This window comes from Bradyrhizobium sp. LMTR 3, from assembly GCF_001693485.1.
In the GTDB taxonomy this organism is placed as follows: Bacteria; Pseudomonadota; Alphaproteobacteria; order Rhizobiales; family Xanthobacteraceae; genus Bradyrhizobium.
The window spans coordinates 1-14,114 of record NZ_MAXC01000011.1; the positions used below are offsets into that span (position 1 = coordinate 1).

General features: G+C 62.5%; 15 protein-coding genes. 9 read left to right on the forward strand and 6 right to left on the reverse strand.

The features are described 5' to 3' along the window. Both LMTR3_RS08800 and LMTR3_RS08805 read right to left on the reverse strand, forming a co-directional pair. Nucleotides 1-1,441 (reverse strand): chemotaxis protein CheA (locus tag LMTR3_RS08800; RefSeq protein ID WP_141686530.1); only part of this gene is annotated, 1,441 nt, incomplete at its 3' end. Between the two features lie 297 nt (nucleotides 1,442-1,738). After that, the gene (locus LMTR3_RS08805; protein WP_065744704.1) at nucleotides 1,739-3,349 is read right to left on the reverse strand and encodes a flagellin N-terminal helical domain-containing protein; all 1,611 of its coding nucleotides are present in this window, start codon (nucleotides 3,347-3,349) and stop codon (nucleotides 1,739-1,741) included. Here LMTR3_RS08805 and LMTR3_RS38370 point away from each other — a divergent pair. Further along, a complete protein-coding gene (locus tag LMTR3_RS38370) occupies nucleotides 3,339-3,500 on the forward strand; it encodes a hypothetical protein (protein WP_176721843.1) in 162 nt (53 codons plus the stop codon). The genes LMTR3_RS08805 and LMTR3_RS38370 overlap by 11 nt on opposite strands. A gap of 260 nt (nucleotides 3,501-3,760) precedes the next feature. Here the strand turns inward: LMTR3_RS38370 and LMTR3_RS08810 are convergent, their stop codons facing one another. Next, nucleotides 3,761-4,177 carry a response regulator gene (locus tag LMTR3_RS08810; protein ID WP_065744705.1) on the reverse strand — a complete coding sequence of 139 codons (417 nt, stop codon included), beginning with the start codon at nucleotides 4,175-4,177 and terminating at the stop codon, nucleotides 3,761-3,763. Between the two features lie 540 nt (nucleotides 4,178-4,717). Here LMTR3_RS08810 and LMTR3_RS08820 point away from each other — a divergent pair. The 3 genes from LMTR3_RS08820 (at nucleotide 4,718) to LMTR3_RS08830 (ending at nucleotide 6,593) form a co-directional block, all read left to right on the forward strand. Next, nucleotides 4,718-5,443: a Crp/Fnr family transcriptional regulator gene (locus LMTR3_RS08820; RefSeq protein ID WP_065744707.1), complete on the forward strand. Its 726-nt coding sequence runs from the start codon at nucleotides 4,718-4,720 to the stop codon at nucleotides 5,441-5,443. Nucleotides 5,444-5,842: 399 nt separating this feature from the next. After that, on the forward strand, nucleotides 5,843-6,235 hold the full coding sequence (locus LMTR3_RS08825; RefSeq protein ID WP_028348548.1) for a response regulator: 393 nt from the start codon (nucleotides 5,843-5,845) through the stop codon (nucleotides 6,233-6,235). Between the two features lie 112 nt (nucleotides 6,236-6,347). Beyond that, complete coding sequence (locus tag LMTR3_RS08830) at nucleotides 6,348-6,593, forward strand: hypothetical protein (RefSeq protein ID WP_065744708.1); 246 nt, start codon at nucleotides 6,348-6,350, stop codon at nucleotides 6,591-6,593. 110 nt (nucleotides 6,594-6,703) lie between these two features. Here LMTR3_RS08830 and LMTR3_RS08835 read toward each other — a convergent pair whose 3' ends face one another. Continuing rightward, complete coding sequence (locus LMTR3_RS08835; RefSeq protein WP_502686611.1) at nucleotides 6,704-7,270, reverse strand: response regulator transcription factor; 567 nt, start codon at nucleotides 7,268-7,270, stop codon at nucleotides 6,704-6,706. A gap of 464 nt (nucleotides 7,271-7,734) precedes the next feature. Here LMTR3_RS08835 and LMTR3_RS08840 point away from each other — a divergent pair, with 464 nt between their 5' ends. Beyond that, nucleotides 7,735-8,133: a hypothetical protein gene (locus LMTR3_RS08840; RefSeq protein WP_502686612.1), complete on the forward strand. Its 399-nt coding sequence runs from the start codon at nucleotides 7,735-7,737 to the stop codon at nucleotides 8,131-8,133. 8 nt (nucleotides 8,134-8,141) lie between these two features. On the opposite strand, the gene LMTR3_RS08845 is transcribed toward LMTR3_RS08840, so the two are convergent. Together LMTR3_RS08845 and LMTR3_RS08850 are read right to left on the reverse strand one after the other, a co-directional pair. Continuing rightward, nucleotides 8,142-8,348 (reverse strand): hypothetical protein, encoded by a 207-nt coding sequence (locus LMTR3_RS08845; protein WP_028348539.1) that lies wholly within the window; start codon nucleotides 8,346-8,348, stop codon nucleotides 8,142-8,144. A gap of 99 nt (nucleotides 8,349-8,447) precedes the next feature. Then, nucleotides 8,448-9,455: a glycoside hydrolase family 3 N-terminal domain-containing protein gene (locus LMTR3_RS08850; RefSeq protein WP_245319811.1), complete on the reverse strand. Its 1,008-nt coding sequence runs from the start codon at nucleotides 9,453-9,455 to the stop codon at nucleotides 8,448-8,450. 335 nt (nucleotides 9,456-9,790) lie between these two features. Between LMTR3_RS08850 and LMTR3_RS08855 the strand changes: the two genes are divergently transcribed. Genes LMTR3_RS08855 through LMTR3_RS08870 form a run of 4 tightly spaced genes read left to right on the forward strand, consistent with a single transcriptional unit; the run spans nucleotide 9,791 to nucleotide 13,733 of the window. Then, a complete protein-coding gene (locus LMTR3_RS08855) occupies nucleotides 9,791-10,552 on the forward strand; it encodes a tetratricopeptide repeat protein (protein WP_065744710.1) in 762 nt (253 codons plus the stop codon). A 15-nt stretch (nucleotides 10,553-10,567) separates the two neighbouring features. Further along, on the forward strand, nucleotides 10,568-11,773 hold the full coding sequence (locus LMTR3_RS08860) for an efflux RND transporter periplasmic adaptor subunit (RefSeq protein ID WP_065744711.1): 1,206 nt from the start codon (nucleotides 10,568-10,570) through the stop codon (nucleotides 11,771-11,773). A 5-nt stretch (nucleotides 11,774-11,778) separates the two neighbouring features. After that, on the forward strand, nucleotides 11,779-13,017 hold the full coding sequence (locus LMTR3_RS08865) for an ABC transporter permease (RefSeq protein ID WP_065744712.1): 1,239 nt from the start codon (nucleotides 11,779-11,781) through the stop codon (nucleotides 13,015-13,017). After that, the gene (locus LMTR3_RS08870) at nucleotides 13,014-13,733 is read left to right on the forward strand and encodes an ABC transporter ATP-binding protein (RefSeq protein WP_065744713.1); all 720 of its coding nucleotides are present in this window, start codon (nucleotides 13,014-13,016) and stop codon (nucleotides 13,731-13,733) included. Before LMTR3_RS08865 ends, LMTR3_RS08870 begins: the two co-directional genes overlap by 4 nt. Nucleotides 13,734-14,114 lie beyond the last annotated feature (381 nt).

The window sequence follows — 14,114 nt, forward strand, 5'->3', positions numbered from 1 at the left end:
TCTTGATGGTGACGGAAGAACCTTCGCCGGCCACGCTCTTGATGTCGATGGTGCCGCCGATCTGGTCGATATTGGTGCGCACCACGTCCATGCCGACGCCGCGGCCGGAGACCGAGGTGACGGTGGCGGCGGTGGAGAAGCCCGGCGCGAAGATGAACTTGTGGATCTGGGCTTCGGTCATCTTCTCCAGTTCGGCCTCGGTGACGAGACCGTTCTGCAGCGCCTTGGCCTTGATCCGCTCGGTGTTCAGCCCGCGGCCGTTGTCCGCGATGCAGATGATGATGTGGCCGCCCTCGTGATAGGCGGACAGCCGAATCGTGCCCTGCTCGCCCTTGCCGGCCGCCAGCCGCTCGGCCGGGGTCTCCAGGCCGTGGTCGGCGGAGTTGCGCACCATGTGGGTCAGCGGGTCCTTGATCAGGTCGAGCACCTGGCGGTCGAGCTCGGTGTCGGCGCCGTGCATTTCCAATTCAATTTGCTTGCCGAGTTCGCCGGAGAGGTCGCGCACGATGCGCGGCAGCTTCTGCCAGGCGTTGCCGATCGGCTGCATGCGCGTCTTCATGACGCCTTCCTGCAGCTCGGCGGTGACGTTGGAGAGCCGCTGCAGCGGCACCTTGAACTCGGTGTCCTCGTTGCGGCGGGAGATTTCCAGGAGCTGGTTGCGGGTCAGCACCAGCTCGGAGACCATGGTCATCAGATGTTCGAGGGTGTCGACGTTGACGCGGATCGACTGGTTGGCGATCTTGTCGGCGACCTCGCCGTCAGCCTCGACGGCGGCGGCGCGCTTGGCCGGTTTTGCTTTCGCCGTTTCCTTGGCCGTTTCCTTGGCAGCTTCCTTGGCTTCCTTAACCTCAGGCGCGGGCGCAGCCTTGGCGACGGGTGCCGGCGCGGCTTCGGTCTCGGTCTCGCGAAAGGCGCGCTCGAGGTCGTCGAGCGAGACTTCGCCCGGACGCAACGGGCGTTCCAGCACCTGCTCGACCAGCGTGCCCTTGGTCATCGCGGGCGCGACCGGCGGTGCTTCGACCACGGCAACGGGCGCGGACGCAACCGGCGCTTCCGCCGCATGGTGACCGCCTTCGGCCATCGCATGCAGCTTCTCGATCAGGTCTTCGTCGGTGCCTTCGGGCTCGGTCTCGGTGGCCTCCAGGCCTGCGAGGATTTCCTTGATGCGGTCGATGCTCGACAGGATCAGCGTGACGGCTTCGGCCTTGACCGACATGCCGTCGCGAAATTTGCCCATCAAGGTCTCGCCGGCATGGGCCAGTGCTTCCAGCCGCGGCAGGCCCAGGAAGCCGCAGGTGCCCTTGATGGTGTGGACCAGGCGGAAGATGTTATCCAGGATCTTCGCGTCGCTCGGATCCTGCTCGAACCGCACCAACTGATTGTCGACCGTATCCAGGCTCTCGTTGGTTTCGGTCAGGAACTCCCGCAACAGGTCATCCATATGAGCACGCCTTTTAGAAATTCAGATACTGGTCTTCTCCAGAAATAACCCTTCGGATTTCACGGCTACTTAATTTCACCGTCCGTGCTAATACGGATATGGTGAACATGTCGTGATGCGCCGGCCGCAGCGACGATCCGAAGATCGCGGCCGAGACGCGATCTTCGACATTTGAAAGCTTCGACGACGAGCGGACTGCGCTTCCTGGGCGGGATGTGGGAGCAGCGCGGTGAGAGTCGCGTTCACAAAAAAACGGCGGGGAGATCCCCGCCGTTTTGATCTTGTGTTTGGCGCCTATTAGCGGAGCAACTGCAGCACGCTCTGCTGGCTCTGGTTGGCCAGCGCCAGCGCGGACACCGCGATCGACTGGCGGGTCGACAGCGCCTGGCTGTTCGCCGCTTCCTCGTTGGTGTCGGCCAGCGTCAGGTTGGACGAGCCGGTCTGCAGCACGTTGATCAGGTTCTTCGAGAAGTCCTGACGGATCTGCACGATCGACAGGTTCGATCCCAAGGCGGAAGCCTGCGTGCGCAGCGTGCCGCTGGCCGTGCTAAGCGCGGTGATCGCGGAGTTCGCCGAGGCGTTGTCCAGGAAGTCCGTGCCAGCGGTCAGCTTGGACAGGCCGAGCCCGGTATAGCCGAACGACACGCCCTGGATCGTCAAGGTCGACTTGCCGGTTTCGTTGAAGGTCAGCTTGAGCTGATCGCCATTGAGCAAGTTGATGCCATTATACGAGGCATCCTGGGCTGTAGAGCTGATCTGGTCCAGGATGTTGTTATACTGCGCCACCAGGTTAGAACGAATGAGCTGCGCAGCGGGATCGGCAACCGGAGCAGCGCCCGCCAGGCCGTTGAACGGCGCGCCACCGCCAGCCGCCGTACCGCCGACAGTTCCGATGGTCGAGGAAGCCGCGTCATTGGTCGTCGTGATGGTGATCCGTCCACTCGAGTCTAGCGACGCCTGGAGGTTGTTGGCAGCGAGCGCGTTGTTCAGATCGTTCAGCGATTTCACCGTGCCGCCGGTGCCATCCCCGAAAGTGATGTTGGTGGCGGTGCCGTTGCCGGTCGCGCCGATGGTCAGCGTCAAGCCGTTGAGCGCACTGGTGCCGCCGCCGCGGGTGGCGGTGTTGGCAGCCGCCGCAGTGAGGCCGAGGGCAGTCAGGACGCCCGCCGAGCCGGTCACGGCAAGGTTGTTGGCAAGGCCGGTGTTGAGCTGGATCGCGCCACCACCCGTAATCGTCGAGGCGTTGGTGGTGTTGCCCTGCAGCTGGTCGAGCGCGGCGACGAAGTTGGTCAGGCTGGTATCGACGCCCAGCGTCCAGGCAGCGCCCGCACCGGCCAATGCACCGGCACCGGCGGCGAAGGTGATGGTCGCGCCGTTGATGGTGACCGTGTCACCGGCGGCGATCGCCTGGGCGGCACCGGCGTTGGTGGTCAGGCCCGACAGCAGCGTGGCGCCGGTCGCGGGCGTCGCGGCGGCCGAGTACAGGACGGCGCCGGCGGTCGCGGTGGTGTTGGTGAAGGCCGAAACGGTACCGCGAAGGTCGGTTGCAGTGGCACCCGTGATCGCGGTAGTCGTGACGCTGGACTTTGCAGAGTAACCAACGGCGGCCTGCAACGCCTGATTGGCAACGGACTTCGCGCTGTCGACCAGCTTCTGCAACGAAGAGATGCCGGTGTTGGCGGCCTGCAGCACCTGAACGCCGTTGCTGACGCCATCGAGCAGGTTGTTGATGTCGCTGGCGCGGTTGTCGAGCGAGGCGGCGGTGAAGAAGTTGGTCGGATTGTCGAGGGCCGTGTTGACCTTCTTGCCGGTGGCGAGACGGTTCTGCGTCGTTGAGAGCAGTTCAGCGGTCGACTGGAGGGAGAGGAGGTTCTGGCGAACCGACGCGGAGAGGACAATGCCTGACATGTCTATTTCCTTCTGGTTTCAAAGCCATTTCTTTGGCCCTGCAAGCAATACAGAGCGAGATTTAACAATGCCTCAACTTGACGGCTCTGATTTGCAGCAATCGGACACTGAACTGCCGATGGTTAAAGCTGACCTAAGCAGCAAACCGTAAAAGTACGGTTAAGTGGCCGTGACCGCGGCTCGCAAAAATCCTGGCGATTGCTGCGGGGAGAAATTCGCCAGCCGCTAAAGCTGATGAAATTAGGTTTGACGCCCTCTCCCGCTTGCGGGGGAGGGGTGGGGGTGTCTCTGCGGGCGACACTGCCCGAGTGGAGAGAGCCCCCACCCGGCGCTTCGCGCCGACCTCCCCCGCAAGCGGGGAAGGTGAAGCGCGTCTGCGGCAGAATCGATCTAACCAAGAATCATCATGCCCTAGTTCGACTGGGCGATGCCGCTGAAGCGTGACCGGGCTTCGGCAAGACTTTCGTTGACGACCGCCAGGAGCGCGCCCGGCGTGAACGGCTTGCGCAGGCAGCGCGTGGCACCCAGCTCGAGCGCCATGCGCAAGAAATCCGGCGCCGGCGAGTCGAGATTGGCAAAGGCGTATCCCGACATCGCAACCAGGGGAATCGTCGGCGCACGCTCGTGAAATATCCTGATCGATTCGAAGCCGCGCATGTGCGGCATGAAGATATCGACGAGCATCAGGTCGAAGCGGGAGACTTCCAGTGCACGGAGCCCGGCTTCGCCGCCATCGGCTACCGTCACCTCAAAGCCCTCACGTTCGAGATAGATCTCGATGGCCGTGCAGACCATGGGATCGTCATCGACGATGAGAACGCGTGTCATGTCAGCCCCCGGAAGCGGATACCGAATTCAGTCCAATCATTCCTCAGTCGCAATCGCAGTGGGGGCGACGCATGACCCACCTCCCTTGCAGCGTAGGACGCGCTTCGTCCACACGGTCATGGAGTTCCACGAAAGGAACCCTTCGGCTGATCGTGCGGCCGTTTTATCTGGCGAATCAGTGCGCTACCGCATTTTCCGCCGGAAACTGGCCGCCCTGTCTGCCCTCTACAGTGTATAAGGCCGGTTCCACAACCTGGACTGATTCGGATTGGGAATTTGTAGCTAGCCGCCACACGGCAAGTCGCGCGGTCGCTGCTTCGAAAGTGTTCGCAAGGTTGCCGGCGGCGAATTCGCATCGCTGTGCGTGCAGCGCGAAGCGTCGGAGCGGGTCAAAGCCCACCTGGCCGATCCGATGCGCCGGTGCCATCAACCTCGTTCGCCAGTTTTTCTTGCCAATATAATGTGCGAGGATCACCCTACAGTTCGGACTGTACGCAGCAGACGCCAGAGACCGGCTTGGCCGTAAGGCAGGAGACTGCTTTGGATTCAGCCCCTCGTTCTCCGAATGGATTTTTGTCCTCGCTGACCGCGGACGATTTCGAATTGATCCGTCCGCATCTGCGCGCCGCCGATCTCAGCCAGGAAATGGTGCTGGTCGAAGTCGACGAAACGCTCAAGCGAGCGTATCTGCCGCACAAGGGCGTCATCTCGCTGGTCGTGAAGCTCGCGCGCGGCGAGCACGTCCAGATCGCGATGATCGGCCGCGACAGCATCTTCGGCGCATTCGCTGCCCTCGGCGACGCCGTGGCGTTGAACACCGCCGTGGTGCTGGTGCCGGGCGCGGCCTCGACGATCGATCTCGACCAGCTTCGTGCTGCCGCCGACCAGAGCGCGACGTTGCGTACCGCACTGACGCGGCATGGCCTCGCCGTCTACGCGCAAATCCAGCAGACCGCCGGCTGCAACGCCTCGCATACGGTGGAATCCCGGCTGGCGCGATGCCTGCTGCATACACGCGACCTCTCCGGCAGCGACAAGCTGGTCCTGACCCAGGAAGCGATGGCCCAGATGATCGGCGCACGCCGCAACAGCGTTTCGCTGGTCGCCCATACGCTGCAGCAGGCGGACTTCATCCACTACAGCCGGGGGCATATCGAAATCACCAACGTGGACGGACTGATCAGGACGTCCTGCGAATGTTACGCGACGGTTAAGGCGCAGTACACGAGGCTGTTGCATCCGCGCCTCCACAGCGCGGCCGCGTAGCCGCTTCCTGCGGTCGACCACGGCGTAGTTCTATTGCGTCATAACTTCTCAAATTCCTCATCCTGAGGAGCCCGCGAGAAGCGGGCGTCTCGAAGGATGTAGGCCACAGATGGCGCCTCATGCTTCGCGCTCCTCACCATGAGGGTTTATAAGGGTAGCCCGATCTGCGATACGCATCGCATCGCCGTTGCGCGCGAAGATTGCGACGGCCCCTGCCTCACCGTATTACTACGGCCAATCGCGGCTTCTGCGACGTTTCGGTCCGCGCACGGGATTAACGCGCTGTTCAACGAGCCCTGATAGTTGTCACGGTGCTGACGGGTGCGGGTTCGAGACTCTTTCGCGTGCAAGGCGCATTCACCTGTGTTCGGCGGCATACTGTTTGCGCGGAGTACGAACATGGCTTTTGACCTGTCGATGCCGATCCTGGTGGTCGATGACTACAGCACCATGATCCGCATCATCCGTAACCTTCTCAAGCAGCTCGGATTCGAGAATGTCGACGAGGCCAGCGATGGATCGGCGGCGCTCGCCAAGATGCAGACCAAGCGATACGGCCTCGTGATCTCCGACTGGAACATGGAGCCGATGACCGGCTACGACCTGCTCAGGGAAGTCCGCGCCAGCCCGGAATTCTCCAAGACGCCCTTCATCATGATCACCGCTGAATCCAAGACCGAAAACGTGATCGCCGCGAAGAAGGCCGGCGTCAACAATTACATCGTCAAGCCGTTCAACGCCGCAACGCTGAAGACCAAGATGGAAGCGGTGTTTCCCGACGCAGCCGGCTGACATCATCCCGGAAAACGCGCGGCGCGCGGCTAGCCGTACTTCTACGGTTTGAGATTTTCACCTCCGGATAACGTTGACTGAGGATAGTTGCGTGGACCAAGGGAGTGCCCTCATGTTCACGTTTGAAACGAGCGATCAGAAAGAAGTGCGGCGTTTCCGTATCGCCCAGTTCAATGGCAGGACTGCAACCTTTCGTTCGGCCGGATCGGCGGTCACCGGCCACGTTCGATCGATCGTGGAAAGCAAGTCGAGCGTTCCGGCGGCGTGGACCATCACGATCATCCCGGAACAGGCCAAGTCGACGCGCTCGTCGCGGCCCACGGCGCGCGGTCGCTCCTTGATGGAAGATTTCTGCTGAACGGCAGAACGGCCCGATCGCGCAGATCGCAAGCACGCCCGATTCCGGCACGTCGACAACACAAAGCCGCGCCTATCAGCCGCGCATCGCATGCATCGCTTCGGGAAAGATCAGGCGGGCTGCAGCAGCGCCTTGCGAACCAGATCCGCGGTGTTGCGGGCGCCAAGCTTGCGCATGGCCTCGGCGCGATGGCTCTCGAATGTCCTCGGGCTGATATTCATCCGCAAGGCGCCCTGCTTGTTGGAGCAACCTTCGCTGATCAGGCTCAGCACCTCGCGCTCGCGCCTGGTCAGAGGCTTCTGGCCGGACTCCGGGGCCAACGTCAGGCCCGGCCTGCGGGCGCCATCCACGGAGCGGCCGGCCTGGCCCTCGCTCGCCTGCTTGCGAACGGCGTCGGGCGCCGGATGGTTGTCCGACATCTGCTTCACCAGCGCGCAGACGCGCTCGGTTTGCTGAAGCGCGTTCTCCACCACCTGTTGCAGGTAGAGGCCCTTGCCGGATCCTTGCGAAAGCTGGTGGCTGTGCTGCCTGATCTCATTCATGTAGAGCAGCAGCGCTGTCAGCGGCCCGTTCAACTGCCGGGCGATCGCCGCCCCCGCCTCTTCCGCAGCACGCGAGCGCGCAGCGGATAGCTGGACGATCTCAGGATTCTCTTCGAGAGGTGTGACGTTTTCCATCCACTTCGTGAAGTGCGAATCAGCGGCGCGATGATCTTGTCCCGACATATAACTAATTTATCGGTTCCACCCTCTTTCATGGTTAATTTCTTAACCGGTAAGAATACGGAGAAATCCGCCGGTGCCTTTCGCCGCCGGACTAAATCGGGTTAAAATTACCCGAAATCAGGTGATTTCGACCGAAACCCCACGATCCGAGCATAAATCCCATAGCGCGCCAGCCCGTACTTTAACGGTGACGGCATTTGCTTTGTTAATGGATCTCAACCGATTCTCGATGTCTTTCCCGTCGGCGCCCCAAGCCGGCGTGTGTCCCTTCCCCCGACGCCCGTTCCGCGCGCCGGCTTGCTCGCGGCATCGCCCTGATTACATGCGCCGGCAGCCCCGCAATGATCGAGGCCCAAGATCATCCCGCAACGAATCCAAAAAAGGAGACGGCGATGTCGCAGGCAAAGGGATTATGGATGGCGATGGCCGTGCTGGCCGGCGTCCTGACGTTCAGCTCGGGCGTGGCGGCGCAAAACCCACCGGCAGCGACGGAGAACGCCCCGCCGACTGCCGACAACGCCGTGATGCTCACCGTATTCCTCAAACATGACCAGTCGCGGCCCCTGAGCGAACTCAACGCGCAGCTTCAGCGGCAGGGATACTACAAGGCTTTCCCGCCTGACGGCGTCGAAGTCGTGAGCTGGTATGTCATGATGGGGATCGGACAGGTGGTCACGCTGCGGCTGCCGGCGTCGAGATTGCGCGAGGTCAACCGCATCCTCGAGAACACAGCATGGGGCAGTTACCGCACCGAGTTCTATCCGACCTACGATTACAAGGCGATCGGCACCGCCGCGCACGAGAAGGCGCAGTAGGCTTGAGGTCAGCCGAGCCTGGAGATCTGCTCCTCGGTCACGACGCGCTCGACATTCTCGGATTTGCTCCTGATGCGATAGCGCGGCCGACCGTCGGCTTCGATCGGCAGGCAGGAAACGATGGTGTAGACGCTTCGTTCCTTCGCCACGGCGCGGCCCTGCGGCCCCTGCTGCTGGTGATGAACGTCGTCGTTGATCGCGAAATTATGGGCCATCGTCGGTCTTTCCGCTGAAAAAGCGCTTTTAGTCTCAACGGCCTGGCAACGCAATATATTGTCCGCCCGATGTGCTTCGGATTTTGGGGCACCACCGCGTCAGACCGCCAGGAGCGCCTTTCGCTTGCCTACACGCGCGATCGATCTCTCGATCGCCGAACCGGACAGAGTTCCCTCGCGCAGATTTGCGCTGATGTATTCGGCAATCCCGGCCATCTCCCGTTCCTGGTCGAACAAATTGTTGCCGATGCATAGCATGTCGATGCCGGCTTTGAGCGATTGCAGGCTGGCTTCCCGCGTGCCCAACGCCTTCTGCAATCCCTGCATCTGCATGTCGTCGGTGATCAGCAGCGTATCCGGAAGGCGGGTGCGCAAGCGGCCGAGCCCCGCCGCGGACAGCGTCATCGGGCAATGGTCGTCCCATTGCCTGACGATGGCGTGGCTGACCAGCACCGCATCGCCGAACATTGCTGGCGCAAGCGAATAGAACAGCTCTTCCTGCTCGCCGCGAAGGGCCTCGGAGATATCCATGAATTCCTGATGCGAATCCACCACCGCGCCGCCGATGCCGGGGAAATGCTTCAGGCAAAGGCCGATGCGCTGCGCCCGCGCCACCTCGCCTGCCAGCAACGCATTGGCTTCCACCTCGGCGATGCCGGCGGAGTAGGAACGCTCGATCCTACCGATATTGGGGTTGTCGGGATTGTAGTCGACGTCGATGACCGGCGCGAAATCATAGTGGATGCCGAGCCGCCGCATCTCGGCAAAGCTCGCGGTGAGGATCGCGCGCTTTTGATCCGGTGCGAGGAGATTGAATTCCCTCGCACTGGGAAGCGGCGCAAACCCGCGGCTTTCCTTCAGCCGCCGTACCAATCCACCTTCCTGGTCGATGAACACCATCGGCCCCGACGGCAGCGCGGAAATCTCGGCGCAGAGGCGTTGCACCTGTTCAGGCGATTCAATGTTGTTGTCGTATTCCCGCGTCCGGCAGGAATAGTCGAACAGGATCACCCCGCCGAGACCGTAGCGGGCCGCAAATTCCTTCAGCCAATCCGGAACGATCTTGCCGAAGAAGCCGAGGATAAAGAGTTCGCCGATGGGCATCATGACAGGAGCAATCCTGCCAAGACTGCGTCCTGAAGTCGATCGTCTTGGCCGCAGTTGCACCAAATGCATTCACGTTACGCGCCACGCCTTGGAGTTCCAGCCGCCGCGAGCTGGATATGTGATGGGTCGCACATTTGTCAGCGCGCGAATGGGCTAGGCTTTTGGTCGCAAGAAGGTGCTGTGCCAGGCGCGGCTTGAACGCCTCCGGCGCTTCCAGGGTAAAGACACAAGCTGAAGGCGTGTACGCAATGTGGCGCATTCTGAATTTCCCACCGATCAATCCGGTCTCAACCCGCTCATGGCGGCCGGGCGTTCGTGACGCGATTTCGGGGCCCATGAAGCGAGCCGTCGTCGTTATGGCTTGCTGCCTTGCCGTGCTGACGGACCCCAACGCCGCTCTCGCCGACGCCGCGTCCGATCGCGACATGGCCACTCGCTACGAGCAGGCTGCGCAAGCGGGTGATGATGAGGCCCAGTTCTATCTCGGGGCGCTCTATTCGTCAGGCGTCGGTCGTCCGCGCAGTGACCAGGAGGCATTTCGCTGGTTCTTGCGCGCGGCCGATCAGGGGCATGCCCACGCCATGCTGATCGTTGCCGGCCTCTACGCGAGCGGGCGCGGCGTAGCGAAGGATAATGTGAAGGCCTACTCCTGGGCCCACATCGTTGCTTCCGCGAGCAAGCTCGACGAGGACCGCAACGGTGCGCGGCAACTGATGTCGCTGCTCATGAAGAAGATGAATAGCGACGAGATCGGCCGTGCCGTGGTGGCCGCAAGAGAATGGCGCGCTGTTCGGGTTGCCGGCGCGCCAAAGGACTCCGTCAAGGCTTCCGACAAGACTTCGAAAATCGAACGAGCACTAGACAGCCCGGACCAACCCGCGCCGGCCGCGCCTCCACCCGCACCTGCCGCCGTGCAGCCAGCGCCCACCGCCGCGCCATCGCCTGTTGCCCCGCAGCCGGCGTCATCCAACACCACGGTATTGCAGGCATCTCCCAAGGCCACGTCGGCAACTCCAATGAAGAATGCAAGGAAAGAAGATGTTCGTGATCTGCTCGACCAGGTCCCATCGGGCCTGCGCAAGCGGTTTGGCTTCTGAGTGAGGGGACGCGCCATGAAATTGCAGCATCTGATCGTAACCGGCATTCTGGCCGTCGCCACCGCAGGGGCTGGCTATTACGCCTATCCCCATTTGCTTCGTGCACCGTTGGTGACCACCAGCATTGCGGGGCTCGCGCCGGTTTCCGAAGCGGTTTACGGAACCGGCACCGTCGAGCCCGAGCGATGGGCCAAAGTGGTGCCGCTGCAACGCCGCCGGCTGGTCGAGCTTTGCAGATGTGAGGGACAGGTGGTGAAAGCAGGCCAGGTCCTCGGCCGCCAGGACGACGCCGAGGAGCGCAGCGCGCTGGATCAGATGGAGATCAATCGCGGCCAGCTCGAACGCGATCTGGCGCGCGCCGAGAAGGATCGCGACAAGAGCGACACCGCGCGCACCGAATACGAGCAGCGCTGGACCAAGCTCGAGGAAACAAAATCGCGGATCGCCGCGCAGAAGGTACGGCTCGACTCGCTGCTGCTGAGAGCTCCGCTCGACGGCATGGTGCTGCGGCGCGACGGCGAGGTTGGCGAGATCGCCGGCCCCACCGACGTCTTGTTCTGGGTCGGACCGCCTGCGCCGATGCAGGTCGTTGCCGAAATCAATGAGGAGGAAATCAACCGCATCGCGGCCGGCCAGAAGGCTTTTCTGCGAAGCGAGGCTTTCCCCGGAAGGGCCCTGCGAGCCACGGTCTCCCAGATCACGCCGAAGGGCGATCCGACCCGCAAGACCTTCCGCGTCTATCTGCGGCTGCCACAGGATACGCCGCTGCGAATTGGCATGTCGGCCGAGGTCAACATCATCTTTCGCGAGAAGCAGGCGGCCATCGTCGTGCCGGCGGAGGCCGTCGCAGCCGGTTCGGTTCAGATGGTCGATGACGGCCGGATCAAACGTGTGCCGGTGACGGTCGGCATCCGCGGCAACCGCAACATCGAGATCCTCGGCGACATATCCAAGGGCGCCCCGGTGCTCTCGCCTGCCCGTACGGACCTTGCCGACGGCGCCAGGATTCGCATCGACGGCAACTCGGCCAAAGCTGTGGAGCCGGCAGCCACGAGTGAACCGACCGATCAGCCAGCCGAGACACCCGAATCTGTCGCGGTAGCCTCGGCCACCACAGCTCCTTCGGATCCCGATGATGCAGTGATCTCGGCAGCCATGACCGCCCACATCGATTCCGTCGTCAACGACGCCCGTCGCAACCTCATCAGCAACAGCCGGTAAGCGCCGTGAAGCTTCTGTTCAACATCGCATGGACCCATGTCAGCGCCCGAGTGCGTCAGACTCTGGTGGGCATGGCCGGCGTCGCCATGGGCGTCGGCTTCACCATCATGATGGCCGGCCTGATGCAGGGCTCGCAGATCGATTTCCTGCGGCAGCTCGTCGACACCATGCCGCATATCACGGTCGAGGATGAGCGGCGCTCCGTGCCGACGCAACCCGCCGAGCAGGAATATGCGGCGGTCCAAATGGCCGACATCGCCAATGTCGGCAAGCGTCCCGGCATCAAGTATCCGGAATCGGTGATGAGCTCGCTGCGCTCCTGGATACCCGGCGACGTGGCTCCCTCTGTGCAGACCAGCGCGATCATCGATCATGGCGGCGCCCGCATCGGCATCACCTTGACCGGCATCGACCCCCGCCGTGAAGTCCATGCCTCGAAACTCGCCTCGCAAATGCGCGAGGGAAAGCTCGACGACCTTGCCCGTGCGCCGAACGGAATCATCGTCGGCGAGGCGCTCGCCGAAAAACTCGGCGTGAAAACCGGCAACACCGTCCTCTTGGTCGGCGGCCAGGGTACCCGGCTGAATTCGACGGTAGCCGGGCTGTTTCGCTCCGGCATGAAGCGCGTCGACGAGAGCCAGATCTATTCGCTGGCCGGGACGGCGCAGCTCATGATGGGGCAAAGCGGGGTCGTCAACCAGTTACGGCTGCGACTGAACGATCCGATGTCGGCGCAAAAGGTCGCGACGCAAGTCGAAGCGCAGACGGGTTACAAGTCGGTGTCCTGGCAGGAAGCCAATGCCGACCTGCTGTCGACCTTTACCGTGCGCGATTTCATCGTGCTCACGGTGATGGGCGCGATGTTGCTGACATCGTCCTTTGCCACCTACAACATCATCTCGACGATCACGCACGAGAAGCGTCAGGACATCGCGATCATGAAATCGCTGGGCATGCGCGAATATGCGGTGCGGCGGATTTTCATCATCGAATCGATCATTATCGGCGTGGTCGGCATCCTGTTCGGGTGGATCCTCGGCTACCTGCTCTGCTACGGCTGGTCGAAGATCACGATCTTCAATCCGCTGACCGGCACGACCGTTCCGCTGCAGATCTATTACTCTGCAATGCACTATGTGGTCGCCGGCGGCATATCACTGCTCTGCTGCGCAGGTGCGGCCTATTTCCCGGCACGCAAGGCAACGCGCGTGCATCCAGTCGACATCATCCGGGGGGCATCATGACCGAAGTCGCTTTGCAGGCAGTGGAGCTGGTTCGCCGCATCGAAGGCGTGGTTTCGCACACCCTCGTCAACGGCATTGATCTTGCGGTGAACAAGGGCGAATTCGTCGCCATTACCGGGCCGTCGGGATCGGGCAAATCGTCGCTGCTCTATCTCCTAGGCCTGCTCGATGCTCCCAGCGAAGGCGAGATCATGATCTGCGGCCAGCCGACCTCGAAATTGTCGGAGACGGAGCGAGCCGACGTTCGCCTGACCAAATGCGGCTTTGTGTTCCAGTTTCATTTCCTACTGCCGGAGTTCACCTCGCTCGACAATGTGCTGCTGCCGATGCGCGCAGCCGGCAGGATGACCGAAGGCGAGATGCGCGAGCGCGGCCTTGCGCTGCTCGGCTCGCTTGGGCTTGGCGAGCACGCCAACAAGCGTCCCAACCAGCTCTCCGGCGGCCAGCGCCAGCGCGTCGCGATCGCCCGCGCGCTTGCCAACCGCCCCGAGATCATCGTCGCCGACGAGCCGACGGGCGCCCTCGACACAGCATCGACGGAACAGGTGTTTTCGATCCTCCGCGACATCGCCGACCAGGGCCAGACCGTGGTCGTGGTAACCCACGATCCAGCGCTCGCCGCCCGCGCCGACCGCCGTATCCACATCGTCGACGGCAAGATCGCCGAGATCACCGAACGGTGTGGCGGCGAGCTGGTTTGTGCGGCGGTGAGTTAGTCGGAGGCAGCCCACCGTCGTGGCTCCGTCGCCATGGTAGAAATGGTAGGGCCGTTTCAGCGCGCTCGTCGCGTCGAAGCGCGAGCGATGGAAGGGTAGCGGCGAGAGGGATTCTCAGGTCCTCTTTCGGATGCAGGGCCCGCATTTGCGTCGTTGCACCTCCCGGCCGAGACAGTGCGCCATCAACCCTGATCCAATCCCGGGTGAAGCGGTCTCGTCCCTTCCAATACGGGCATCGGGGACAGGACAGCCCATGATTCCATCCGCCATCGCTACAGACCGCGCCGAATGCTGGCGCAAATACGCGGCGATCTCGACAAGAATAGTTTTGTCCGTTCGCACGTCGCCGGCTTCCGAAAACCACCGGTGCAGTTTGGGCTC